The sequence below is a fragment of the Streptomyces sp. SID5464 genome (assembly GCF_009862985.1).
Lineage (GTDB): Bacteria > Actinomycetota > Actinomycetes > Streptomycetales > Streptomycetaceae > Streptomyces > Streptomyces chartreusis_D.
This window is the reverse complement of the sequence record NZ_WWIQ01000075.1, coordinates 192626-214631: the sequence shown is the minus strand read 5'-3', so window position 1 is coordinate 214631 and position 22006 is coordinate 192626. Positions and strand designations below refer to the sequence as shown.

Here is a 22006-nt window from a genome sequence, read left to right as displayed (position 1 = left end):
ATGACGGCCTACGGTCGGGGCGACATCACTCCATCGACTCCAGGATGCGGTCGAGTGTCCGGCGCCCCATTCTGCTCATCGTCGGATTGCTCTCGGCGTAGTACCAGACAAGGCCCATCGCCTGTTCGAACGCCCATGCCTTGCCGCGCTCCCACTCCAGATCGTCACAGACCAGTGTCCGCCGGAGCACTTCTCGCGGGCCTGACTGCAACAGGTGCCAGGCACTGACCAGATCCAGCGCGGGGTCGGCCGGGCCGAAGCCGCCGGTGTCGAGTACGCCGCAGAGCCGGTCTCCCGCGACCAGTACATTGCCGGGAATCAAGTCACCATGGCTCATCACGTCGGCACCCGTGCGTGGCAACTCCCGAAACTGACTCCACACCCGGCGCAGCCGGGGCACGTCGAGCAGCCCCTCACTCTCCTCGAAGCACTCCGCCATCCAATCGTCGTGGTGGGCGAGGACGCCGCCACGATTCTCACCGCTGAAAAGCCGCCCCCGCGTCCCGGCGTCCCGCAGGGCTGCGATGAAGGCCGCAAGGTCCTCGGCGAAAGCGTCCGACCCACTCGGGTCGGCATCAAAGGCGACCGTTCCCGGCAGCCATGTCTGGACCGACCACGGCATGGGGTAACCGGCTCCGGGCTTTCCCAAGGCGACGGGTTCCGGGGCGGGGAACCGAGACACCTGTGCCAACTCCGCGCTCGCCCGGGCTTCCCGTTCCAGCACCGTCAGCACATCGGCAGCATCGGCCAGGCGCAGTGGGAAGCGCGCAGAAAGGTCGTTTCCGATGCGGAAGATGGCGTGGACCGTCCCGGTCGACGACAGGGGTTGGATCGCCTTGCCGCTCCACTGAGGGAACTGCTCTTGGATCAAGGCCGCAACGATGTCGGTGGTCACGTCCACCTGGTCATCGTGCATGGTCATCTCGCAGCCCCTCCGCTAGTCCCATTCGAAGCGCCGGAAGCAGACCGGATCACTGAGACGACAGCCAGTATTCATGGGCCAGGGTCCAGATCGACTGAGTTTTTTTCGGCCACCCAGGTGCCTCAACCGTTCTGGTCGCCCCAGGTCCCAACCGCGGCGGAGGCCTGCATCTGCTTGGCCGACCGCACGCGCATCGACGACCCGTGGTCCGGGGCTTGCCATGCGGACACTACCGATATATCGTTGAGGCATCGCGACAGATCAACGATGGAATGGAGAGTGTTTGCGATGCATACTCACGGATTCGAGCACGGGCATGGCCACGGTGGACCCCGTCACGGTGGCCGGGGCGGTTTCGAGGGGCTGCGTGCGGCCTTCGGGCCCTTCGGGCCGGGTGGTCCCGGCTGGGGCGGACCCGGTGGCCCGGGTTTCGGTCCCGGGCCCTGGGGCGGGCGAGGACGCGGGGGACCGAGGGGAAGGGCGCGGCGCGGTGACGTACGGGCCTCGATCCTGGCCCTGCTGAAGGACCGGCCGATGCACGGCTACGAGATGATCCAGGAGATCGCCGAGCGCAGCGGCGGGGCGTGGAAGCCCAGTCCCGGCTCGGTGTACCCCACCCTTCAGCTGCTGGAGGACGAGGGCCTGATCACCAGTGAGTCCGAGGGCGGCAAGAAGCTGTTCTCGCTCACCGAGGCGGGCCGGGCCGCGGCCGAAGAGGGGCCCGAGGCGCCCTGGGAGGAGGCCTCCCGCGGGGTCGACTGGGAGGCCCTCGGGGAGATCCGCCAGGCCGGCTTCGGTCTCATGGAGGCCTTCGGCCAGGTCTGGAAGACCGGCAGCAAGGAGCAGCGGGAGAAGGCGCTCGGCGTCATCAACGAGGCCCGCAAGAAGCTGTATCTGATCCTCGCCGACGAGGACTGACGAGGGCTGACGACGAGCACTGACGTGGACTCATGAGGCGCCCCGTGGAGTGATCCGCGGGGCGCCTCGGCCTGCGCCGGACTGCCTGGCGTGTCAGGTCACCAACCCGTCCAGCTTGCGCAGCGACTCGTTCAGGGCGGCCGTCGCCGAGTCCTTGAGCTTGCCCGCCATCAGCGACACCGTCGCGCCCGTGAACTCGCCGTCGATGCGGACCGCCGTCGCGTCGCCGTCGGGCGTGAGGGTGTAGCGCGTCGCGACGGTCACGCCCATCGGGCCCTTGCCGCGGATGGCGAGCACCCGGGCCGCTTCCAGTGCCTCGACGGTCCACTCCACCTCGGCCGGGAAGTTCATGAGCCGCATGTTCTCCCGGAACGTCGAACCCACTTCGAGGGGTTCGGGGCCGCCCGCCGGGAAGCTCGTGTGGGTCGCGTTCCACTCGCCGTACGCGGACCAGTCCGTGAGTCCGGCCCACACCTTCTCGGGCGGTGCCCCGATGCGGGCCTCCGCGCTGACTTCGGCCATGCGACCACCTCTTCACGTCGGGCTGGATGTCGCGGAACGTAGCCGCGACGGTCGTAATGTTCAATACTGACGAACTGTCAGGCCTGTTCTGACTGCCGGGTGAAACAGCCTGATGTCCTCCGTAAGGAGGAGATTCCGGCCGGCGATGTCCACTTCCTGTGGGACGCCGAAATGCTTCCCTCCGGGGATGACCCGGGCCCTCGGGACTGATGGGGTAGGGGATGTGCAACCCCGTATCCCCCGCCAGTCGGCCCTAGAGCACGGCATCCACCGCGCGGAGAGTGATGCCAGGTTCAGTGACGAGCTGGCATCGGTGATCACCGGTGCCCGCCGGAGAGCGGTCAGGGACGCGGACCGGCAGATCGACACCGCCCATCTGCTCCACTCGCTGCTGGAGTCCGACTCCGAGGCGCGTGCCGTCTGCGGCGACGGGCCGCAGATCGCGCGGCTGCTCGGCTACCTCGTCCAGCGCAGCATCGGCTACGGCCTGCGCTGGCAGAGCGGCGTCGAGGACTCCGGCGCCGTACCCGTCGTGACGGGGACCGCGGGTTACTCGCCGCTCGCCGCGGCCTCGATGGAGTACGCCTGCGAACGGGCCGCGCGGCACGGCGGTCCGGCCCGCGGCGTCGACCTGCTCGCGGCGATCGTCGTCGACTCACAGGCGCGCGCCGTCGAGGTGCTCCGACGCGCCGGGATCGACCCGCACGAGGTGCTCGCCCGGATCGACGGCTGGTCCGCGCGGCCTCAGGAACGCGTCGCCTGGTCCGAGGAGGGTGCCGACAGGTCTCAGGAGTGCGTCCGAGGGGGCGAAGGTCCTTGCTGACCGCCTGTGCGGAGCAGCCTCTCGCGTCCAGGCAGTGAGACAGGTGCCATAGGGGGTGACGCTCCTGTCAGGGCCTGTCATCATGTGCCGGTGCGTACGTCTGACAGCAGCCCCAGCAGGCACGGCAAGGGGGTCGGGCTCGGCCTCGCGCTCCTGTCCGCGGTCGCCTTCGGCGGATCCGGTGTCGCGGCCAAGCCGCTGATCGAGGCGGGCCTGGACCCGCTGCACGTGGTGTGGCTGCGCGTGACCGGGGCGGCCCTGGTGATGCTGCCGCTCGCCGTGCGCCACCGTGCGCTGCCGCGCCGCCGCCCCGGACTGCTCGCGGGGTTCGGGCTGCTGGCCGTCGCCGGTGTCCAGGCCTGTTACTTCGCCTCGCTCTCCCGTATCCCCGTCGGGGTGGCGTTGCTCATCGAGTACCTGGCGCCCGCCCTCGTGCTGGGCTGGGTGCGGTTCGTGCAGCGGCGGCCCGTGACGCGTGCCGCAGCGGTCGGTGTCGTCCTCGCGGTCGGGGGGCTCGCCTGTGTCGTCGAGGTGTGGTCGGGGCTCCGCTTCGACGCCCTGGGGCTGCTGCTCGCACTCGGCGCGGCCTGCTGCCAGGTCGGCTACTTCGTCCTCTCCGACCAGGGCAGCGACGCCGGGGACGAGGCGCCCGACCCGCTCGGCGTCATCGCCTACGGCCTGCTCGTCGGTGCGGCCGTACTGACCGCCGTCACCCGGCCCTGGAGCATGGACTGGGCCGTGCTCACGGGCACCGCGCGCATGGACGGCACGCCCGTCGCCGCGGTCGCCCTGCTCGCCTGGATCGTCCTCGTCGCCACGGTCGTCGCGTACGTCACGGGCGTGCTCGCCGTGCGCCGGCTCTCCCCGCAGGTCGCCGGTGTCGTGGCCTGTCTCGAAGCGGTCATCGCCACCGTCCTGGCCTGGATCCTGCTGGGCGAGCACCTGTCGGCACCGCAGCTCGCCGGTGGCGTGATCGTGCTGGCGGGCGCGTTCATCGCGCAGTCCTCGACGCCTGCGAAGGGCTCCGAAAGGCCGGTGGCGAGCGGCGGCCCGGAAAGGAAGTTGTCCCGGCCCGGAACGGCCGCATAGGGTGCCGATCATGCCTTCGAGCGCACTCGTTCTCCCGCCTCCGGCCGCCTGAGGCGGGCCCTCCGGAAACCGCGCCCGGCGTGTCACCGCCGGGCCGAACGGTGCTGCCCGCAGACGAAGTCCGCGGACCCCGCTGATCCGACGTGATCCGGGGCCCTTCCCGAACTTCCGCGCACCAGCCGCCGCCGATGCCGTGCGGTGCGCCGTGCGCGTCTGCGGAGAGAACACGTGTCGAACACTGCATCCGGCCTGCCCGTCGGGCGAGGCCTCCTCTATCTGATCGTCGCCGGTGTCGCCTGGGGCACCGCGGGCGCGGCCGCCTCACTGGTCTACCGGGCCAGTGACATGGGGCCCGTCGCCCTCTCCTTCTGGCGCTGCGCCGCCGGTCTCGTGCTGCTGCTCGCCGTCCGCCTCGTCCGGCCGCGCGCCCAGGACGCCGTACGCGGGCCGATCGGCCGCCGGGCGCTGCGGGCCGGGGTCACCGGGCTCGGGCTCGCGGTGTTCCAGACGGCCTACTTCGCGGCAGTCTCCGCCACCGGTCTCGCCGTGGCCACGGTCGTCACCCTCGGCGCCGGGCCCGTGCTCATCGCGCTCGGCGCCCGGCTGACGCTCGCCGAGCGCCTCGGCCGGGGCGGGACGGCGGCCGTCGCGGGCGCTCTCGCCGGACTCGCGGTCCTCGTCCTCGGCGGCGGGGGCACGGCCGTGCGCCCGTGGGGCGTGCTGCTCGCGCTGGTGTCGGCGGCCGGGTACAGCCTGATGACGCTGCTCACCCGCCGGTGGGGCCGGGACGGTGAGGCCGACGCCTCCGGGACGACCGTCGGGGTCTTCGCCGTCACGAGCCTGTGCCTGTTGCCGTTCGCCGTGGCAGAGGGGCTGCTGCCGCACACCGCGGAACCCGGCCGGGTCCTGGTGCTGCTGGCGTACGTCGCCGCCGTCCCCACGGCCCTCGCCTACGGCCTCTACTTCGCGGGTGCGGCCGTCGTACGGTCGGCCACCGTCTCGGTGATCATGCTGCTGGAGCCGGTGAGCGCGGCGGTGCTCGCCGTCGTCCTGCTCGGCGAGCGCCTCACGGTGGCGACGCTGGCCGGCACGTTGCTGATGCTGGGCTCGGTCACGGGGCTCGCGGTGGGGGAGGCGCGGGGTGCGAGGGCGCCCGAGGAACCAGGGACCCCCATCGCGGCGGGGCCGCACACCAGCGCGGCCCCGCGCCCCTGAAGGGCTTCGACCTCACCGTGCCCGCAAGTAGTCGGGCAGTTCGGTGCCGGGGGCCAGGTCGGGGTTGGGGACCGGGGCGTCGTAGCCCTTGCGCAGCGGGACGACGCCGGCCCAGTGGGGGAGGGCGAGGTCCTCGGGTTCGTCGTTCGCTCCGCCGGTGCGGACCTTGGCGGAGACCTCGTCCAGGTCCAGGCGGAGCACCGCGGTGGCGGCCAGCTCCTTCCTGTTGGCCGGCCGCGAGTCGGCGGAGCGGCCCGGTACGACGTGGTCGACCAGGGCGTCGAGGGCCTGCCGCTTCTCCTCGGGGTCCGTCACGTCGTGGGCGACGCCGTGCACCACCACGGAGCGGTAGTTGATCGAGTGGTGGAAGGCCGAGCGGGCCAGGACCAGCCCGTCGACGTGCGTGACGGTCAGGCAGACCGGGAGACCCGGGTCGGCCTGGCCGGCCTCCCGCAGCGGGCGCGAGCCCGTCGAGCCGTGCACATAGAGCCGCTCGCCGACCCGGGCGTACAGCGTCGGCAGTACCACCGGCGCGCCGTCGCGGACGAAGCCCAGGTGGCAGACGTACGCCTCGTCGAGCAGCGAGTGCACCAGGTCCTTGTCGTACGAGGCCCGGTCCGCCGAGCGAGTGGGGACGGTGCGGTCGGTCGGGGTGTAGGCGGCGGACTGCGACGGCGTCTGCGTGGTCCCCATGCGCTCTCCATTGTACTAGTGCATAATTAGCTTTGTGCTAGGAGAATATCGGATCAGTGGGCGTCGCGCAGCGGACATTTCCGCGAGCATCGAGCGGGCGGTGGGCAGCGGTGAGCTGCCGCCGGGTCAATTGCTGCCGCCCATGCGGGAGTTGGCGGAGCAGTTGGGGGTGAATCCCAACACGGTCGCGGCCGCGTACCGGACCCTGCGCGAGCGCGGGGTCATCGAGACCGCGGGCCGGCGCGGCAGCCGGGTGCGGCCCGCGCCGGCCACGACCGGGCGGGACCACATCAGGGTGGACGTCCCCGACGGCGTGCGCGACGTGGCGAACGGCAATCCGGACCCGGCGCTGCTGCCGCCGCTCGCCGGGGCGTTCGCGGCGGCAGCCGCCGAGGGCGACCGCGCGCCGGTCCTGTACGGGGCCGACCCGCTGGAGCCGGAGCTGGCCCGGATCGCCCGCGCCGCTCTCGACGCCGACGGGGTACCGGAGGGGCCGCTCACCGTGGTCTCCGGGGCGCTCGACGGGGTCGAGCGGGTGCTCGCGGCCCACCTCAAGCCCGGCGACACCGTCGCCGTGGAGGATCCCGGCTGGGGCCGCACCCTCGACCTCGTGCCGGCGCTGGGGCTCAGGACCGTCCCCGTAGGGGTCGACGACGAGGGGCCCCGTGCCGACGACGTACGGCGGGCGCTGGAGGCCGGGGCGCGCGCCCTGATCGTCACCGACCGGGCGCAGAACCCGACCGGCGCGGCGGTCAGCGCCACGCGTGCGCGTGCCCTGCGGTCCGTGCTCCAGGAGCACCCGGAGACCCTCCTCATCGAGGACGACCACGGGCACGGCATCGTCGACGTGCCCCTGCACCCCCTGGGGGGCGCCACCCGGCACTGGGCGTTCGTGCGCTCGGTCGCCAAGGCCTACGGACCCGATCTGCGCCTCGCCCTGCTCACCGGGGACGCCGTCACCGTCGACCGGGTCCGCGGCCGGCAGCGGCTCGGGCCCGGCTGGGTGAGTCGGCTGATGCAGCGGGCGTTGGTGCGGCTGTGGGCCGACGGGGCGGTGGACACGCGCGCGGTGGCGGCGGCGTACGGCAGGCGCCGGGACGTGCTGATCGGCGCGCTCGGCCGGCGCGGTGTCGTGGCGCACGGACGCAGCGGTCTGAACGTGTGGGTGCCCGTGCCGGACGAGACCGGTGCCGTGGCGCGGCTGCTGCACGCCGGCTGGGCCGTCGCCCCCGGCGCCCGCTTCCGGCTGAGCGCACCGCCGGGCATCCGGGTCACCGTCTCGACGCTCACCGAGGACGAGACCGAGGCGCTCGCCGCCGCGATCGCCTCGGCTCTCGAACCGGCTCCGGCACGGAGTTACGTCTGAGGCTTCCCGGCTGGGTCGCAGGTGTCGGCCCGGAGCCGCTGTGCCCGAGGCTTCGGCCGTACCTGTGTGAGTGCCGCACCGATCAGGACGATGACCGCCCCGACCGGTGTCGACCAGGTGAGCGACTCGTCGAGGAGGGCGACGCCCGCGGCCGTGGCGATGACCGGGATGAAGTACGTGACCATCTGGGCGGTCGTCGGCCCGACCTCGGCGACCAGGCCGTACTGGAGGAGGACGGCGAGGCCCGTGCCCAGTGCGCCCAGGGCGGCGATCGCCAGCAGCGGCCCGGCGGACAGGCTGGTCGGCAGGGTCGTGAACAGCGGTGTGACGACGGCCAGTTGTACCGTCGCGAGCAGCAACTGCGCGCCGGTCATCGACAGGTGTGAGTGGCTGGTACCGGCTAGGGTGCGGCGGACGTAGATCCAGCCGATCGGGTAGCTGAGCGAGGCCAGCAGGGCCAGCGCCGTGCCGCCGGCGTCCAGGCCGTGGAAGCCCTGCCAGGCGCCCAGCACCGTGAGCACCCCGAGGAAGCCGAGGCCGAGCCCGGCGACCCGCACCCGGGTCGGGCGGTCCTCCGACAGGGCGACCAGCGACAGTGCCATGCCCCACAGCGGCGAGGTCGCGTTGCAGATGCCCGCCAGCGTGGACGGGATGGTCAGCTCGGCGTACGCGAACAGCGAGAACGGCAGGGCGTTGAGCAGGAACGCGGCGACCGCCAGATGCCCCCAGGTGCGCGCCCCGCGCGGCAGTCGCTCGCGACGCACCGCCATCGCGGCGGCCAGCACCGCCGTGCCGAACACCAGTCGGCCGAGCGTGACCTGGAACGGTGCGTACCCCTCGGTGCCCACCTTGATGAGGAGGAAGCTGAAGCCCCAGATCAGGGACAGGGCGGCGAAGCGCAGACGCCAGTCGAGGCGGCGACGGGGGTGGTCGCCCGAGGGGGTGGTGACCCGGCCGGGGGTGGTGACGGTGCTCATGGGACCACGATGCGGGGCAGGAACCTCGTAGCACAATCGAAATTTCGTACCCGTAATTGCGTAGTATTGCTTACATGTTGAACTTGGAGCGCCTGCGCACTCTCGACGCCCTCGCCCGGCACGGCTCGGTCAGCGGCGCGGCCGAGGGCCTGCACATCACGACCTCCGCCGTCTCCCAGCAGATGTCCAAGCTGGAGCGGGAGGTCGGCCAGCAGCTCCTGGCCAAGAACGGCCGGGGCGTGCGCCTCACCGACGCGGGGCGGCTGCTCGCCGAGCACGCCGCGCGCATCCTGTCCCAGGTCGAACTCGCCCAGTCCGACCTGGAGGCGCAGCGCGGACAGGTCGCCGGCGAGCTGAGACTCTCGGCGTTCCCGACGGCCGCCCGCGGCCTGTTCCCGCTCGCGCTGTCCGCGCTGCGCGAGCGGCATCCCGCGCTCCGGCTGCGCTCCTGCGAGCTGGAACCGGAGCGCAGCATCGCCGGGGTGGTGCGCGGCGACCTCGACCTCGCCGTGGTGCTCGACTGGTACAACAAGCCGATGGCGCTGCCGGACGGCCTGGTCAAGGCACCGATCATGGACGACCCGGCCGATGTCGCCATGCCCGCGGACCACCGGCTCGCCGGGCGTGACGAAGTGGACCTCGCCGAGTTCGCCGACGACGAGTGGATCACCTGGGGCGAGGGGGAGTTCTGCCACGAGTGGCTGATGTTCACGCTCCGCTCGAAGGGCATCGAGCCGCTCGTCGGCCACCGCGCCGCCGAGACCCACACCCAGCTCGCGCTGGTCGCCGCGGGTCTGGGCGTGTGCGTCGCCCCGCTGCTCGGACGCCGTCCCGTGCCCGCCGGGGTCGTGACCGTCCCCGTCAGGCAGCGGGTCCGGCGGCATGTGTACGTGGTCTGGCGGGCGGACGCCGACCGCCGCCCGTCGATCCGGGCCGCGGTGAAGGCCCTTCAGGCGGCGGGGGAGAGCCTCGGCTGAGCCGGGGCCGCCTCTCTACTGCGCCGCCAGCTTGCGGAAGTCCCAGGAGACGATCTTCTGCGGCGTCAGACGCAGCCAGGCGTGCCGGCCGTCGTGCGGCATCTCCTCCAGGCCGAAGTTCTTCCGGGCGAACAACGTCTCGGGGACGTCGAGTTCGGCGCGCAGCTCGCCGGTGCGCGGGATCTCGCCCACGAACTCGGCGGTGCCCGACAGCTCGACGCCGCGCAGTTCGTCGTACTCCTCGCCGGTGTCGACGACGATCGCCACCCGGGGGTCGCGCCGCAGGTCGGTCCACCGTTTGCTGCGCACGACCGAGTACAGCCACATCGAGGTGCCGTCCCAGGCGAACCACAGTGTGCTCACATGCGGGGCGCCGTCGGCCGACACCGTGGCGACCCGGCAGGTGCGCTGGGTGGTGAGGAAATCGTCCAGCTCGCCGGGCGTCATCATGATCTTCCGGCCGCGGCGCTGCTGAGTGACGGTCATGCTCCCCCTCTTTCCTTCTTCTCTCACGTCGCGTCAGAGGAGATCCTCTGACATCACGTCAGAAAAGAATGTGTTCTCTTCCGTCCGTGCGCAATGGTGGCTACGCTCGCGCGCCCAGCCGCCGGCGCCCAGGGGGAACCGTGCCCGCGTACACAGAGCTCAGCGAACTCCTCGATCCGCGGACCACCGTGCTGCTCACCGTCGAGTGCCAGGAGGGCGTCGTCGGAGCGGACAGCGCACTGCCGGAACTCGCCGCGCAGGCACGCGCCGGCGGGGTGCTCGCCAACATCGCGCGGCTGGTGGACGCCGCCCACCGAGGAGGCGTCCAGGTCGTCCACGCCATCGCCGAGCGCCGCCCCGACGGTCGCGGGGCCAGCCGCAACGCCCGCCTGTTCCGGGCCGCCGAACGCCTGCCCGTCCAGCAGGTGTCCGGCACGCCGGCGGTGCGGGTCGCAACCCCGATCGAGGTCGCCGAGGAGGACCTCGTCGTACGGCGCCTGCACGGGCTGTCGCCCCTCCAGGGCACCGACGTCGACCCGCTGCTGCGCAACCTCGGCTGCCGCACGCTGATCGTCACCGGGGTCTCGGCCAACGTGGCCGTTCCCAACGCCGTGTTCGACGCCGTGAACCGCGGCTACACCGCCGTCGTCCCGGCGGATGCCATCGCGGGAGTGCCGTTCGACTACACCCCCGCGATGATCCGCCACACCCTCGCGTTGGTCGCCACGGTCGCGACCACGGACGAGGTGCTGGCGTCTCTGGAGCGTCCGGGTGGGGTCAGGCAAGCGTGATGGAGTCGCCGTTCACGCTGATCTGCTTCGCCTCCAGCGGCTCGACCGCGGGACCCTTCTTCACGCTGCCGTCGAGGACGGAGAACTGACTGCCGTGGCAGGTGCAGGAGATGATGTCGTCCTTGAGGTCCACCATCGGGCAGTCCCGGTGGGTGCAGATCGTCGAAAAGGCCTTGTAGTCGCCCGCGGCCGGCTGCGAGACCACGACCTTCTGGTCCTTGAAGATCTTGCCGCTGCCCTCGGGGATGTCGGTGGTCTTCGCGAGTGCCGCGCCCCCGGCTCCCGCCTCGGGCGACGAGCCGCCGCCGGCGCCCTGCTCGGTCGACGAGTCGGAGGCCTTGTCGTCCGATCCGCACGCCGTCAGCCCCACGGTGAGCCCTGCCGCGCCCACCGCCGCCACGAGGGTACGGCGGCTCGGTCCCGACTTCGGCTGAACTGATTCGCTGGTCATGCTGACGTTCCTTCCGCGGGTTCGTGATCTGCCGAGAGGTACGGCCGCTGGGGACCGGCTGTTCAGACAGTGTCGGAATCCTGACCGGTTCGTGGAACGACGCGGGTAAAGCGGAGCTGTCGGTTCGCTGTCGGGTTCCGGACTGCCACCGCGAGGCCGGGGGCCGGGCGGCCGCGTTGTCCGGTTTCTTTCCGTGCCCATTGCGAACGGAAAGGAAAATGAACTGCCGCTCCCGCGGCACCCGGCACACCCCGGCGGCGCACCGGCCGGGTCAGCAGCCGGCACCGCCCGCCTGCGCCCCTGACCCGTGATCACCCTCGGTTACTATGCTCACTTGATTGCCGAGGCCGGAAGCAGCGGGCCCACTGCCATCGATGGACTGCTCGGAAAGCAGGAAGACCCCCATGCCAGTCGAAAAATGTTGAACGAGGTCACCGCGACCCGCTACATCACGCCCCTGCGTGAGGGCGGTTCGCTGCCGGGACTCGTCGAGGGCGACGACTTCGGGACGTACGTCCTGAAGTTCACCGGCGCGGGACAGGGGCGCAAGACACTCGTCGCCGAGGTGGTCTGCGGGGAACTCGCCCGCCGGCTCGGGCTGCGGGTGCCACGCCTGGTCACGGTCGAGCTCGACGCGGAGCTGGGGCTCGGCGAACCCGACCAGGAGGTGCAGAGCCTGCTCAGGTCCAGCGGCGGCACCAACCTCGGCATGGAATTCCTCTCCGGCGCGCTCGGCTTCGACCCGCTCGCCTTCCCGGTGAGTCCCGGGGAGGCCGGGCGGATCGTCTGGTTCGACGCGCTGGTCAACAACGTCGACCGGTCCTGGCGCAACCCCAATCTGCTGATGTGGCGGGGCGAGCTGTGGCTCGTCGACCACGGGGCGACCATGATCTGGCACCACAACTGGCCCGGCGCGCAGGCCTCCGCGGCCCGTCCCTACGACGCCTCCGACCATGCCCTGGCGCCCTTCCGGCCCGATGTCGCCGCCGCAGCGGCCGAGTTGGCGCCCCGGGTCACCGAGGAACTGCTGGCCGACGTCACCGCGCGGATCCCGGACGCCTGGCTGACGGGGGAGCCCGGCTTCGGTACGCCGGACGAGCTGAGGCGGGCCTATGCACGGCCGCTGCTCGCACGGGCCGCCGTCATCCACGACCGCATCCAGGGGATCACGTGAGCGACCGGCACATCATCAAGGGCGGGACGCGCGACCGCCAGATCTACGAGTACGCCGTCCTGCGCGTCGTCCCGCGCGTCGAGCGCGGCGAGTGCATCAACGCCGGGGTGCTCGTCTACTGCCGCGCCGAGTCCTACGTCGGCGCCCGCACCCACCTCGACGAGGCGCGCCTGCTGGCCCTCGACCCCCGGGCCGACGTGGCCGGCGTCCACGCCGCGCTGCGCGCCGTGGAGGGCATGTGCGCGGGCGGCTCCGCGGCCGGCCAGGCGGCGGTCGACGCCCCCGGCCGCCGCTTCCGCTGGCTGGTCGCCCCTCGCTCCACGATCGTCCAGCCCGGCCCCGTCCACACCGGCCTGACCACGGACCCGGCGGCGGAGACCGAACGTCTGCTGGACCTGCTGGTGAGGTGACCGGTGTCCCCGGCCGTCAGTGCCGGCGGCGCTTCAGCACGTAACCGGCGGCGGCGACGGCGGCACCCGCCGCGAAGGTCAGGCCGATGGCGATGTCCCAGTCGCTCGGCCCCGAGGCCACCGCACCCCCGAGCCCGCCTCGCACGCCCCGGGTCGGGGCGGTGGTTGGAGTCGCGGTGACGGAAGCGGAGGGGCTGACGGAGGGACTGGCGGAGGGGCTGGGCGAGGTGGTGGGGAAGATGATTCCGCGGTGGGACAAGGCCTCACACGCGATGCCGTCGTCCGGGCCCTGGTCCTCGTCGAGTCTGTTGGGATCACTCGGATCCGCGTCGAAGACGGCCTGCGCGTCCTCCTGGAAGGAGAAGTCGCGGCAGTCCAGGTCCTGCCTGGCATGAGCGGGGTCGGCCAACGGCACGATGGCGGCGATCGCGAACAGCGTGCCTATGGCACCGGTACGACGGCGCATGGAGTGCCTCCCTTCACGAGTGGGTCGCGCTCCGACGCTAGGCGCCCAGAGGCGCGGTGGCGCGCGGCCGTAGGCCGAGCGGGTGTCCCGCAGGGCGTCGCCGGGCAGGGCAGGCGCGGGTAATGGATCACATGCCGAGCGTGGCCGTTGACACCGCGTGCCAGGGCTTCTAGCGTCACACCCACTGAAGGTACTAAGCGGTCGCTCATCTGAGGAGAAGCAGTCATGTCCACCACTGAGCAGCGGGTCGCCGTCGTCACCGGTGCCGCGCGCGGGATCGGCGCCGCCACCGCCGTACGACTGGCCGCCGAGGGCCGCGCGGTCGCCGTGCTCGACCTCGACGAGGCGGCCTGCAAGGACACCGTCGAGAAGATCACCGCCGCCGGTGGCAAGGCCATCGCGGTCGGCTGCGACGTCTCGGACGAGGCGCAGGTCGAGGCGGCCGTCGCGCGGATCACCGAGGAGCTGGGCGCACCGACGATCCTGGTCAACAACGCCGGCGTGCTGCGCGACAACCTGCTGTTCAAGATGAGCGTCTCCGACTGGGACACCGTCATGAACGTGCACCTGCGCGGCGCCTTCCTGATGTCCAAGGCATGCCAGAAGCACATGGTGGACGCGGGCTTCGGCCGGATCGTCAACCTGTCGTCGTCCTCGGCGCTGGGCAACCGCGGGCAGGTCAACTACTCGGCCGCCAAGGCCGGCCTCCAGGGCTTCACCAAGACCCTCGCCAAGGAGCTCGGCAAGTTCGGCGTCACCGCCAACGCCGTCGCTCCCGGCTTCATCGCCACCGAGATGACCAAGGCCACCGCCGAGCGCGTCGGCATGGGCTTCGAGGACTTCAAGGCCGCTGCCGCCACCCAGATCCCGGTGGCGCGCGTCGGTGAGCCGGAGGACATCGCCAACGCCATCGCCTTCTTCACCGGCGAGGCGGCCGGGTTCGTCTCCGGCCAGGTGCTGTACGTGGCCGGCGGACCGCTCGACTAGGGATCACAGGAGCCCACGGACATGACTGAACTCTCCGGCAAGGTCGCGCTCGTCACGGGCGCCAGCCGCGGCATCGGCTACGGCGTCGCCGAGGCGCTCGTCGCACGCGGCGACCGCGTGTGCATCACCGGCCGCAACGAGGACGCTCTGAAGGAGGCCGTCGAGCAGCTCGGCGCCGACCGCGTGATCCACGTCGCGGGCAAGGCGCACGACGAGGCCCACCAGGCCGTCGCCGTCGAGCGCACGATGGAGGCCTTCGGCCGCGTCGACTTCCTGGTCAACAACGCCGGCACGAACCCGGTGTTCGGGCCGATCGCCGACCTCGACCTGAACGTCGCCCGCAAGGTCTTCGAGACCAACGTCGTCTCGGCGCTGGGCTTCGCCCAGAAGACCTGGCACGCCTGGCAGAAGGACAACGGCGGCGCGATCGTCAACATCGCCTCCGTCGCGGGCCTGTCGCCCTCGCCGTTCATCGGCGCGTACGGCGTCAGCAAGGCGGCGATGATCAACCTGACGCTGCAGCTCGCGCACGAGTTCGCGCCCAAGGTGCGGGTCAACGCGATCGCCCCGGCCGTCGTGAAGACCAAGTTCGCCCAGGCGCTGTACGAGGGCCGGGAGGAGGAGGCCGCCGCGGCCTACCCGCTCGGCCGGCTCGGTGTGCCCTCCGACATCGGCGGCGCGGCGGCGTTCCTCACCTCCGGGCAGTCCGACTGGGTCACCGGCCAGACGCTCGTCGTGGACGGCGGCATCTTCCTCAACGCCGGCACGGGCTGACCCGCCGATGACACGGCCCGGCACGGGCGCCCCTGCGTACAGGCGGCGTCCGTGCCGGCGTAAAGTCCCGGCAAAGGGCGATGACAACGTCGTCAAAGGTTTATCGATCAAGGAGTCATGCCCCGGGGCGGGTCAGCGGGCACGGCACTGCGGTATGGTCTGCCGACCCTTGGTATGGCAGATCGAGGAGCGTGCGCGTGTTCAACCGGAACCGATGCCTGCGGCGGGTGGCGGCCATCGCGTCCATATCGTCCCTGGTCGCCGGGTGCGGCGTGCTGTCGTCCGACACTCCGGAGGACGAGGGGCCGATCGTCGTGGGCACCACCAGTGCTCCCAGCACGCTCGATCCCGCGGCCTCCTGGGACAGCTCCTGGGAGCTGTTCCGCAACATCTACCAGACGCTCCTGAGCTATCCGACCGGCGCGAGCGAGCCCCAGCCGGACGCCGCCGAGAGTTGCGGCTTCAGCGACTCCTCGAACCAGGTGTACCGCTGCGAGCTGCGCGAGGGTCTGAAGTTCTCCAACGGCGACGCGCTCGACGCCCAGGCCGTGAAGTACTCGTTCGACCGGATCCGCAAGATCAACGTCAACGGCGGCCCCGCCGGTCTGCTCGGCAGCCTCGAACGCGTCCAGGCGCCGAACGACCGCGAGGTGATCTTCCACCTCAACAAGCCCGACGCGACCTTCCCGTTCGTGCTCGCCACCCCTGCCATGTCGATCGTCTCCCCGGCCGCCTACCCGGAGAACTCCCTGCGCAAGGGCAGCGACGTCGTCGGCTCCGGGCCGTACGCCCTCGACTCGTACGACGAGGGCAAGGAGGCCGTCCTCGTCCGCAACGACGGCTACAAGGGCTACGCCGAGCGCCGGAACGACGCGGTGACCATCCGCTACTTCCAGGACTCCGGCGCCATGGTCAAGGCGCTGCGGGACGAGCAGATCGACGTGACCTACCGCGGTCTGGGCGCCGGTGACGTGGTCGACCTCCAGAGCAAGTCCTCCAACGAGGACGAGATCCAGCTCGTCGAGGGCACCGGCACCGACATCAACTACCTGGTGTTCAACCCGAAGGACTCCTGGGCCAACCGCAAGGCCGTGCGCCAGGCCATCGCGCAGGTCGTCGACCGGGCGGCGATCGCCCACAAGGTCTACAAGGACACCGTCGACCCGCTGTACTCCATGGTCCCCAAGGGCCTCACCGGTCACACGACGGGCTTCTTCGACGACTACGGCGACCCGGACGTCGCCAAGGCCCGCAAGATCCTCACCGGCGCGGGCATCAACCAGCGGGTCCCGCTCACCTTCTGGTACACGAGCGACCGCTACGGCTCCGAGACCGCGGCGGAGTTCAAGGAGCTGGAGCGTCAGCTCGAGGACTCCGGCCTGTTCGAGATCACCCTGAAGAGCCGCCCCTGGAAGACGTACGTCGAGGGCTACCGCAAGGGCGAGTACCCGGTGTTCGGGCGTGGCTGGTTCCCCGACTTCCCGGACGCCGAGAACTTCATCGCGCCGTTCGTCGGCGAGCAGAACGCCCTCGGAACGCCCTACCCGGCGCCCGAGATCACCGGCGACCTGCTCCCCCGGTCGCGCCGCGAGAGCGATCGCGCGAACGTGGAGAAGGAGTTCGAGGAGGCCCAGCGGATCCTCGTGGACGACGCGCGGCTGCTGCCGCTGTGGCAGGGCCGGCAGTACGTGGCGGCCAGCCAGGACATCTCGGGCGCGGAGCGGGCCATGGACCCGTCGACGATCATGATGATGTGGGAGCTGCACCGCAAGACCGCCTGGTAGGCGGGCGGGCGCCGGGCTCTCCCGGGCACGTTGTCAGTGGTCGCCTGTAGGTTCTGTGGCCTGGAAGTGACCGCACATCGTGAGGACGTTGACGTGACCGACATCGCCATGCTGCCCGAGTCCTGGCGCGGGGTTCTGGGTGACGAGCTGCAGCAGCCCTGGTTCAAGGAGCTGACGGAGTTCGTCGAGGAGGAGCGGGCGAAGGGTCCCGTCTATCCGCCGCGCGAGGAGGTCTTCGCCGCGCTGGACGCCACGCCGTACGAGAGGGTGAAGGTCCTGATCCTCGGTCAGGACCCGTACCACGGCGAGGGGCAGGGGCACGGGCTGTGCTTCTCGGTCCGGCCCGGTGTGCGGATCCCGCCGTCCCTGCGGAACATCTACAAGGAGATGCACGAGGAGCTGGGCACGCCGATCCCGGACAACGGCTATCTGATGCCGTGGGCGCGGCAGGGCGTCCTGCTGCTCAACGCGGTGCTCACCGTTCGCGGCGGTGAGGCCAACTCGCACAAGGGCCGGGGCTGGGAGAGGTTCACCGACGCGGTCATCCGCGCGGTGGCCGGCCGGCCCGACCCGGCCGTGTTCGTGCTGTGGGGGAACTACGCGCAGAAGAAGCTCCCGCTGATCGACGAGTCGCGGCATGTGGTGGTCAAGGGCGCGCATCCCTCGCCGCTGTCGGCGAAGAAGTTCTTCGGCTCGCGTCCGTTCACGCAGATCAACGCGGCGGTGGCGGCGCAGGGGCACGAGCCGATCGACTGGACGATTCCGAACCTGGGCTGACGGCTGACGCCCCGGCGACGTACGGAGCGGCCTCAGCTGGATCCTCCCCTCCTGCCGTTAGCGTCGGGAGGAACAGCGGGCGAGCGGTGCGGAGGGCGTGGCCGTGGAGCGACAGGGACAGGCGGCGCCGGATGCCGTGCCGACGCGGATCGGGCAGGTCGTCATGCTGCACCACGCCGGGGACCGGGAGGAGGCCCGGCAGCGGTTCCTGGACCTGTGGGCGGAGATCGGGGAGCACGGCGACCCGCTGCACCGCTGCACCCTCGCCCACTACCTGGCCGACACGCAGGACGATCCCGCCGACGAACTGGCCTGGGACCTGCGCGCGCTGACGGCGGCGGAGGAGATCACCGACGCCGGGACCACCTCGGGGGAGGGGGCCCTCGTGGTGCGCGCGCTCTACCCCTCGCTGCACCTCAACCTGGCCGCCGACTACGACAGACTCGGCCACCGCGACGCCGCCCGCGCACACCTGCGGCGGGCGCGGGGAGCGGCCACGGCCCTCACCGACGACCCCTACGGCGAGGGCGTCCGGGCGGCCATCAGCCGACTGGAGTCCCGGCTGGGCGAGGACGGCGGGGGGACGTGGGCACCGCCGAGGCAGCGGCCGTGAAGGAACGGGGCAGGGCCTGCCCGGCCCACCTGTCCCGGGGGCGCGTTTCGAGGGTGGTTCAACGCCCGTAGGTGTCGCGGCAGATGGTGGCCTCCGGGCTGTCCGCCCGCCAGCCTCCGTAGCGCCTGCCCAACGCACAGACGTCCGTGTTCTTCGGGACGTTCTCCCGGACGTCCTGACGTACCGAATCCGGGACGTCGGGCAGGCCGGTGTGCGGAAGCCGTGGGCCGCGCGGGGCCGGCTCGGGGCGTTCCGGGCGGGCGGGGCGCGGGCGGACGTCGCGGGTGCCGGGCGGCTGCCGCCGCTGCTGTGGCGCCGTCGCGGCGGGCGTGGTCAGGCGCGACGGGGACGCGGCCGGCTCCGGGCGGCGGGACGTCTCGATGAGTTCCAGGGCCTCCCGGGCCGGTGCCTGCACGATCTGCGTCTGCGTCTGCCCCTCCGGCTCCGGCGCCGACGTCCGGGACGGGCCCGCCGGCGACCCGGGAACGGGGGGACGCTGGACCGTCACACAGCCGGAGAGGGCCGAGACAGCCACGGTCACCAGGAGCGTCGCTGTGGTCGTCGTTCGATGCACCCGCGCCACTCTGGTGCGTCCGGCCCGCGGCGGGGCGGCGGACGGGTGGAGGATGCCCCGCACGGGTGATCTCGCGCCCCGTAGGGAGGCAGACGGCCCGTCCGGGGTGACGTCGGCGGGCTGTCCCGGGTGACGTCAGTCGCCGGTCGAGCCGTCGATGCGCTCGCGGATCAGGTCGGCGTGGCCGTTGTGCCGCGCGTACTCCTCGATCATGTGGGTGTAGATCCACCGCAGGTTGAACCGTTCGCCGGTGCGTCGGTGCTTGCCCTCGGAGATGTCGTCCAGGCCGAAGCGGGCGGCGTTGCTCCGGGCGGTCTCGATCTCGGCCTGCCAGGCCGCGTGCGCCTCCCGGTAGGTGTCGGCATCTGTCAGATGGAACTCGCCGTCCGGGTCCTCGTCGCTCCAGTAGAGCGGCGCCACGGCCTCGTCCGTGAGCACCCGGCGGAACCAGCTCCGCTCCACGTCCGCCATGTGCCGCACCAGCCCCAGCAGCGACAGGTCGGAGGGCTCCACGGCGGAGGACCTGAGCTGCTCGTCGGTCAGGCCCTCGCACTTCCACGCGAGTGTCTGCCGGTGGAACTCCAGCCAGCCCTCCAGCATCGTGCGTTCGTCGGCGGTCGTGGCAGGCATACGGCGTTCGGTCGTCATGCCCGCATCCTTTCCCAACGCCTCCTGCCGCACCACGGCTTTTTCAGGCCCCGAGCCTCCCGTCCAGCAGCTCGCGCAGCCGCCGTATGCTTCCGAGCAGACCCCGGCAGGCAACCGTTGGAGGAGAGCACCTCATGAAGGTCGGCTGCATCGGACTCGGCGACATCGCGCAGAAGGCCTACCTTCCGGTCCTCGCCTTCCAGCCCGGGGTGGAGCTGCACCTCCAGACGCGCACGCCCGCCACGCTCGACCGGGTCGCCGACGGCCTCCACGTCCCGCCGGAGCGGCGGCACACCACCCTCGACTCCCTCCTCGCGGCGGGGCTCGACGCCGCCTTCGTGCACGCGCCGACGATCGTGCACCCGGAGATCGTGACGCGGCTGCTGGAGGCCGGCGTGCCCACGTACGTCGACAAGCCGCTCGCCTACGAACTCGACGCGTCCGCGCGGCTGGTGGCGCTCGCCGAGGAGCGGGACACGAGCCTCGCCGTCGGTTTCAACCGGCGTCACGCGCCCGGCTACACGCAGTGCGCCGACCATCCGCGCGAGCTGATCCTGATGCAGAAGAACCGCATCGGGCTCCCGGAGGAGCCGCGCGCGATGATCCTCGACGACTTCATCCACGTCGTCGACACCCTGCGGTTCCTGGTGCCCGGCGAGGTCGACGACGTCACCGTGCGCGCCCGCGTCCAGGACGGCCTGCTGCACCACGTCGTGCTCCAGCTCGCCGGGGACGGCTTCACCGCGCTCGGCGTGATGAACCGGCTCAGCGGTTCGGCCGAGGAGATCCTGGAGGTCTCCGGGCAGGACACCAAGCGGCAGGTGATCAACCTCGCCGAGGTCGTCGACCACAAGGGGCAGCCGACCGTGCGGCGGCGCGGCGACTGGGTGCCGGTGGCCCGGCAGCGCGGTATCGAACAGGCGGTGCTGGCGTTCCTCGACGCGGTCCGGGCGGGCAAGGTGCTCAGCGCCCGGGACGCGCTGGAGACCCATGAACTGTGCGAGCGGGTGGTACGCGCGGTTCAGGAGCGGACCGCCTGAGCCGCAGCGTCCGCAGACCTTCACCGGCGCCCCAGGCGGCGAGGATCAGCATGGCCGCGTGCACGGTCCAGTCACCGAGGCGCACGTAGGGCGTGGTGCCGTGGGCGAGGGGGACGTCGTAGATCTGCGCGGCGGACGCGTCCGTCCCGAGCCACGAGCCGACCCGCTGCCCGCTCGGGCCGTAGACGGCGGAGACACCCGTCAGCGTCGCGTGCACCATCGGGCGGCCGGTCTCGGCGGCGCGCAGCGCGGCGAGGGAGGCGTGCTGCTCGGGCGCCCAGCTGTTCTGGAAGGTGGACGTCGACGACTGGCCGATCAGCACGTCGGCGCCCTCCCGGGCGAGGTGGCGGGTCATGTCGGGGAAGGCCGTCTCGAAGCACACCATCGGGCCGGCGCGCAGGCTGTCCCCCACGTTCATCACGACCGGCCGGGAGCCGCGCATGCGGTCCTCGCCCGCCGCCTTGCCGACGGAGGTGGCCCAGCCGAGCAGGGAGCGGGCCGGGACGTACTCGCCGAAGGGGACGAGCCGCATCTTGTCGTAGCGCTCGCCGGTGAGACCGTCGGGCCCGACCAGGATGGAGCTCTTGTAGATGCCGGGCTTGTCGGAGCGCCGGGCGTCCACGTTGACCAGGATGTCGGCGCCCGTCGCGCGGGACAGGTCCGCGAGCCGCCGGGCGAGGTCGGGCCGGTCCCCGAGGTCGAAGCCGACGCTGCTCTCACCCCAGACGATCAGGTCGACGTCCTGTCCGGCCAGCCGGCGGGTGAGCTGTTCCTCGCGGGCGAACCGGCGGTCCGCGCTGTCCGGGCCGCCGACGATGCCCGGCTGGACCACGGCGATCCTGACCTGGCCGTCGACGGCGGGGCGGGGCGAGAGGGGCCAGGCGGCGGAGGTGGCGGCGGCCGTGGCGACGAGACCGGCCATGGCGGGCACGCGGGCCTGACGGACCGCGACGAGCACGGCGACCGCGACGTTGACGGCCACGATCAGGAAGCTGAGCAGCCACACCCCGCCGATCGAGGCCAGCCGCAGTGCCGGCTCGACCTGCCACTGAGTGGAGCCGAGCATGCCCCAGGGGCCGCCGAGACCCTGCCAGGAGCGGACCAGCTCGACGGCCAGCCAGCCCGACGGCAGGACGACGAGTGCGGCCGCGATCCGCCGCCGCGAGGGGAGGCCTGCCAGCAGGCGGTGCACCTGCCACCCCCACAGGGCCCACAGGGCGCCGAGCAGCGCCGCGAGGACGAACGTGAAGACGTGCAGGAAGGGCAGCAGCCAGTGGTGCATGGCCACCATGAAGCCGAACCCGCCGCACCAGCCGTCGTACGCCGCGCGTTTCCCGGTCGGCGCGCTGCGGATCAGCAGGATCCAGGGGACCAGGGCGACGTAGGCCCACCACCACGCGGACGGGGCGGGATAGGCGAGTACGGGAAGGGCGCCCGCTATCACGGCGGCGGCCGAGCGCCGCCACGGGGAGGCGAGCCAGTGGCCGAGCGTCTTCATAGGCGCCTCCTACCCGCTCGTGCCTCCAGTG

At 71.8% G+C, this 22006-nt stretch carries 25 protein-coding genes; 15 read left to right on the top strand and 10 right to left on the bottom strand.

The annotated features are described in order from the left end of the window. Nucleotides 1-25: 25 nt before the first annotated feature. Nucleotides 26-922 (bottom strand): aminoglycoside phosphotransferase family protein, encoded by an 897-nt coding sequence (locus GTY47_RS37315; RefSeq protein WP_010041321.1) that lies wholly within the window; start codon nt 920-922, stop codon nt 26-28. A gap of 288 nt (nt 923-1210) precedes the next feature. On the opposite strand from GTY47_RS37315, the gene GTY47_RS37310 reads away from it, so the two are divergent. Then, complete coding sequence (locus GTY47_RS37310; protein ID WP_029181269.1) at nt 1211-1840, top strand: PadR family transcriptional regulator; 630 nt, start codon at nt 1211-1213, stop codon at nt 1838-1840. A 93-nt stretch (nt 1841-1933) separates the two neighbouring features. Here the strand turns inward: GTY47_RS37310 and GTY47_RS37305 are convergent, their stop codons facing one another. After that, nucleotides 1934-2362 (bottom strand): SRPBCC family protein, encoded by a 429-nt coding sequence (locus tag GTY47_RS37305; RefSeq protein ID WP_010041317.1) that lies wholly within the window; start codon nt 2360-2362, stop codon nt 1934-1936. A 223-nt stretch (nt 2363-2585) separates the two neighbouring features. Here GTY47_RS37305 and GTY47_RS37300 point away from each other — a divergent pair, with 223 nt between their 5' ends. The 3 genes from GTY47_RS37300 (at nt 2586) to GTY47_RS37290 (ending at nt 5489) form a co-directional block, all read left to right on the top strand. Continuing rightward, the gene (locus tag GTY47_RS37300; protein WP_078602855.1) at nt 2586-3185 is read left to right on the top strand and encodes a Clp protease N-terminal domain-containing protein; all 600 of its coding nucleotides are present in this window, start codon (nt 2586-2588) and stop codon (nt 3183-3185) included. A gap of 84 nt (nt 3186-3269) precedes the next feature. Next, complete coding sequence (locus GTY47_RS37295; protein WP_010041312.1) at nt 3270-4274, top strand: EamA family transporter; 1005 nt, start codon at nt 3270-3272, stop codon at nt 4272-4274. 228 nt (nt 4275-4502) lie between these two features. Beyond that, complete coding sequence (locus GTY47_RS37290) at nt 4503-5489, top strand: EamA family transporter (protein ID WP_010041311.1); 987 nt, start codon at nt 4503-4505, stop codon at nt 5487-5489. A 12-nt stretch (nt 5490-5501) separates the two neighbouring features. Here GTY47_RS37290 and GTY47_RS37285 read toward each other — a convergent pair whose 3' ends face one another. Next, nucleotides 5502-6182 carry a pyridoxamine 5'-phosphate oxidase family protein gene (locus GTY47_RS37285; protein ID WP_010041310.1) on the bottom strand — a complete coding sequence of 227 codons (681 nt, stop codon included), beginning with the start codon at nt 6180-6182 and terminating at the stop codon, nt 5502-5504. Nucleotides 6183-6216: 34 nt separating this feature from the next. On the opposite strand from GTY47_RS37285, the gene GTY47_RS37280 reads away from it, so the two are divergent. After that, nucleotides 6217-7548 (top strand): aminotransferase class I/II-fold pyridoxal phosphate-dependent enzyme, encoded by a 1332-nt coding sequence (locus GTY47_RS37280; protein ID WP_029181268.1) that lies wholly within the window; start codon nt 6217-6219, stop codon nt 7546-7548. On the opposite strand, the gene GTY47_RS37275 is transcribed toward GTY47_RS37280, so the two are convergent. After that, nucleotides 7539-8525, bottom strand: a complete 987-nt coding sequence (locus tag GTY47_RS37275) for a DMT family transporter (RefSeq protein ID WP_010041305.1) — start codon at nt 8523-8525, stop codon at nt 7539-7541. The genes GTY47_RS37280 and GTY47_RS37275 overlap by 10 nt on opposite strands. 74 nt (nt 8526-8599) lie before the next feature. On the opposite strand from GTY47_RS37275, the gene GTY47_RS37270 reads away from it, so the two are divergent. Next, nucleotides 8600-9502 (top strand): LysR family transcriptional regulator, encoded by a 903-nt coding sequence (locus tag GTY47_RS37270; protein ID WP_010041303.1) that lies wholly within the window; start codon nt 8600-8602, stop codon nt 9500-9502. 15 nt (nt 9503-9517) lie between these two features. On the opposite strand, the gene GTY47_RS37265 is transcribed toward GTY47_RS37270, so the two are convergent. Continuing rightward, the gene (locus tag GTY47_RS37265; protein WP_010041301.1) at nt 9518-9988 is read right to left on the bottom strand and encodes a pyridoxamine 5'-phosphate oxidase family protein; all 471 of its coding nucleotides are present in this window, start codon (nt 9986-9988) and stop codon (nt 9518-9520) included. Nucleotides 9989-10128: 140 nt separating this feature from the next. Here GTY47_RS37265 and GTY47_RS37260 point away from each other — a divergent pair, with 140 nt between their 5' ends. Next, nucleotides 10129-10779, top strand: coding sequence for a cysteine hydrolase (locus tag GTY47_RS37260; protein WP_010041299.1), 651 nt, complete (start codon nt 10129-10131; stop codon nt 10777-10779). Here GTY47_RS37260 and GTY47_RS37255 read toward each other — a convergent pair. Next, nucleotides 10766-11230, bottom strand: coding sequence for a Rieske (2Fe-2S) protein (locus GTY47_RS37255; RefSeq protein ID WP_010041297.1), 465 nt, complete (start codon nt 11228-11230; stop codon nt 10766-10768). The two genes, GTY47_RS37260 and GTY47_RS37255, sit on opposite strands and share 14 nt — an antisense overlap. A gap of 418 nt (nt 11231-11648) precedes the next feature. Here GTY47_RS37255 and GTY47_RS37250 point away from each other — a divergent pair, with 418 nt between their 5' ends. Both GTY47_RS37250 and GTY47_RS37245 read left to right on the top strand, forming a co-directional pair. Further along, a complete protein-coding gene (locus tag GTY47_RS37250; protein ID WP_010041295.1) occupies nt 11649-12404 on the top strand; it encodes a HipA family kinase in 756 nt (251 codons plus the stop codon). Then, on the top strand, nt 12401-12814 hold the full coding sequence (locus tag GTY47_RS37245; protein ID WP_010041291.1) for a DUF3037 domain-containing protein: 414 nt from the start codon (nt 12401-12403) through the stop codon (nt 12812-12814). The genes GTY47_RS37250 and GTY47_RS37245 overlap by 4 nt, the downstream gene beginning before the upstream one ends. 16 nt (nt 12815-12830) lie before the next feature. On the opposite strand, the gene GTY47_RS37240 is transcribed toward GTY47_RS37245, so the two are convergent. Next, on the bottom strand, nt 12831-13280 hold the full coding sequence (locus tag GTY47_RS37240; protein WP_010041289.1) for a hypothetical protein: 450 nt from the start codon (nt 13278-13280) through the stop codon (nt 12831-12833). Nucleotides 13281-13505: 225 nt separating this feature from the next. Between GTY47_RS37240 and fabG the strand changes: the two genes are divergently transcribed. The 5 genes from fabG to GTY47_RS37215 all read left to right on the top strand — a co-directional run bounded on the left by fabG (nt 13506) and on the right by GTY47_RS37215 (nt 18215). After that, nucleotides 13506-14267: a 3-oxoacyl-ACP reductase FabG gene (fabG, locus tag GTY47_RS37235; RefSeq protein WP_010041288.1), complete on the top strand. Its 762-nt coding sequence runs from the start codon at nt 13506-13508 to the stop codon at nt 14265-14267. Nucleotides 14268-14288: 21 nt separating this feature from the next. Then, nucleotides 14289-15041, top strand: a complete 753-nt coding sequence (locus tag GTY47_RS37230; protein WP_010041286.1) for an SDR family oxidoreductase — start codon at nt 14289-14291, stop codon at nt 15039-15041. 197 nt (nt 15042-15238) lie between these two features. Continuing rightward, nucleotides 15239-16825, top strand: coding sequence for an ABC transporter substrate-binding protein (locus GTY47_RS37225; RefSeq protein ID WP_029181267.1), 1587 nt, complete (start codon nt 15239-15241; stop codon nt 16823-16825). 93 nt (nt 16826-16918) lie between these two features. Beyond that, nucleotides 16919-17602 (top strand): uracil-DNA glycosylase, encoded by a 684-nt coding sequence (gene ung / locus GTY47_RS37220; protein ID WP_010041283.1) that lies wholly within the window; start codon nt 16919-16921, stop codon nt 17600-17602. Between the two features lie 163 nt (nt 17603-17765). Next, nucleotides 17766-18215: a hypothetical protein gene (locus GTY47_RS37215; RefSeq protein ID WP_158688416.1), complete on the top strand. Its 450-nt coding sequence runs from the start codon at nt 17766-17768 to the stop codon at nt 18213-18215. A 58-nt stretch (nt 18216-18273) separates the two neighbouring features. On the opposite strand, the gene GTY47_RS37210 is transcribed toward GTY47_RS37215, so the two are convergent. Together GTY47_RS37210 and GTY47_RS37205 are read right to left on the bottom strand one after the other, a co-directional pair. Further along, nucleotides 18274-18789, bottom strand: a complete 516-nt coding sequence (locus tag GTY47_RS37210; protein ID WP_029181266.1) for a hypothetical protein — start codon at nt 18787-18789, stop codon at nt 18274-18276. A 135-nt stretch (nt 18790-18924) separates the two neighbouring features. Beyond that, nucleotides 18925-19437, bottom strand: coding sequence for a DinB family protein (locus tag GTY47_RS37205; protein WP_010041278.1), 513 nt, complete (start codon nt 19435-19437; stop codon nt 18925-18927). A 134-nt stretch (nt 19438-19571) separates the two neighbouring features. Here GTY47_RS37205 and GTY47_RS37200 point away from each other — a divergent pair, with 134 nt between their 5' ends. After that, the gene (locus GTY47_RS37200; RefSeq protein ID WP_010041276.1) at nt 19572-20477 is read left to right on the top strand and encodes a Gfo/Idh/MocA family oxidoreductase; all 906 of its coding nucleotides are present in this window, start codon (nt 19572-19574) and stop codon (nt 20475-20477) included. Here GTY47_RS37200 and lnt read toward each other — a convergent pair. After that, nucleotides 20401-21975, bottom strand: a complete 1575-nt coding sequence (lnt, locus tag GTY47_RS37195; protein ID WP_010041274.1) for an apolipoprotein N-acyltransferase — start codon at nt 21973-21975, stop codon at nt 20401-20403. The two genes, GTY47_RS37200 and lnt, sit on opposite strands and share 77 nt — an antisense overlap. Between the last annotated feature and the right edge of the window lie 31 nt (nt 21976-22006).

Coding starts and splice junctions, on each gene's coding strand:
- GTY47_RS37285 (WP_010041310.1), bottom strand. CDS start 6,182: ATGGGGACCACGCAGACGCCGTCGCAGTCCGCCGCCTACACCCCGACC.
- GTY47_RS37305 (WP_010041317.1), bottom strand. CDS start 2,362: ATGGCCGAAGTCAGCGCGGAGGCCCGCATCGGGGCACCGCCCGAGAAG.
- GTY47_RS37270 (WP_010041303.1), top strand. CDS start 8,600: ATGTTGAACTTGGAGCGCCTGCGCACTCTCGACGCCCTCGCCCGGCAC.
- fabG (WP_010041288.1), top strand. CDS start 13,506: ATGTCCACCACTGAGCAGCGGGTCGCCGTCGTCACCGGTGCCGCGCGC.
- GTY47_RS37275 (WP_010041305.1), bottom strand. CDS start 8,525: ATGAGCACCGTCACCACCCCCGGCCGGGTCACCACCCCCTCGGGCGAC.
- GTY47_RS37240 (WP_010041289.1), bottom strand. CDS start 13,280: ATGCGCCGTCGTACCGGTGCCATAGGCACGCTGTTCGCGATCGCCGCC.
- GTY47_RS37255 (WP_010041297.1), bottom strand. CDS start 11,230: ATGACCAGCGAATCAGTTCAGCCGAAGTCGGGACCGAGCCGCCGTACC.
- GTY47_RS37205 (WP_010041278.1), bottom strand. CDS start 19,437: ATGACGACCGAACGCCGTATGCCTGCCACGACCGCCGACGAACGCACG.
- GTY47_RS37250 (WP_010041295.1), top strand. CDS start 11,649: ATGTTGAACGAGGTCACCGCGACCCGCTACATCACGCCCCTGCGTGAG.
- GTY47_RS37265 (WP_010041301.1), bottom strand. CDS start 9,988: ATGACCGTCACTCAGCAGCGCCGCGGCCGGAAGATCATGATGACGCCC.
- lnt (WP_010041274.1), bottom strand. CDS start 21,975: ATGAAGACGCTCGGCCACTGGCTCGCCTCCCCGTGGCGGCGCTCGGCC.
- GTY47_RS37215 (WP_158688416.1), top strand. CDS start 17,766: ATGCTGCACCACGCCGGGGACCGGGAGGAGGCCCGGCAGCGGTTCCTG.
- GTY47_RS37315 (WP_010041321.1), bottom strand. CDS start 922: ATGACCATGCACGATGACCAGGTGGACGTGACCACCGACATCGTTGCG.
- GTY47_RS37230 (WP_010041286.1), top strand. CDS start 14,289: ATGACTGAACTCTCCGGCAAGGTCGCGCTCGTCACGGGCGCCAGCCGC.
- GTY47_RS37310 (WP_029181269.1), top strand. CDS start 1,211: ATGCATACTCACGGATTCGAGCACGGGCATGGCCACGGTGGACCCCGT.
- GTY47_RS37200 (WP_010041276.1), top strand. CDS start 19,572: ATGAAGGTCGGCTGCATCGGACTCGGCGACATCGCGCAGAAGGCCTAC.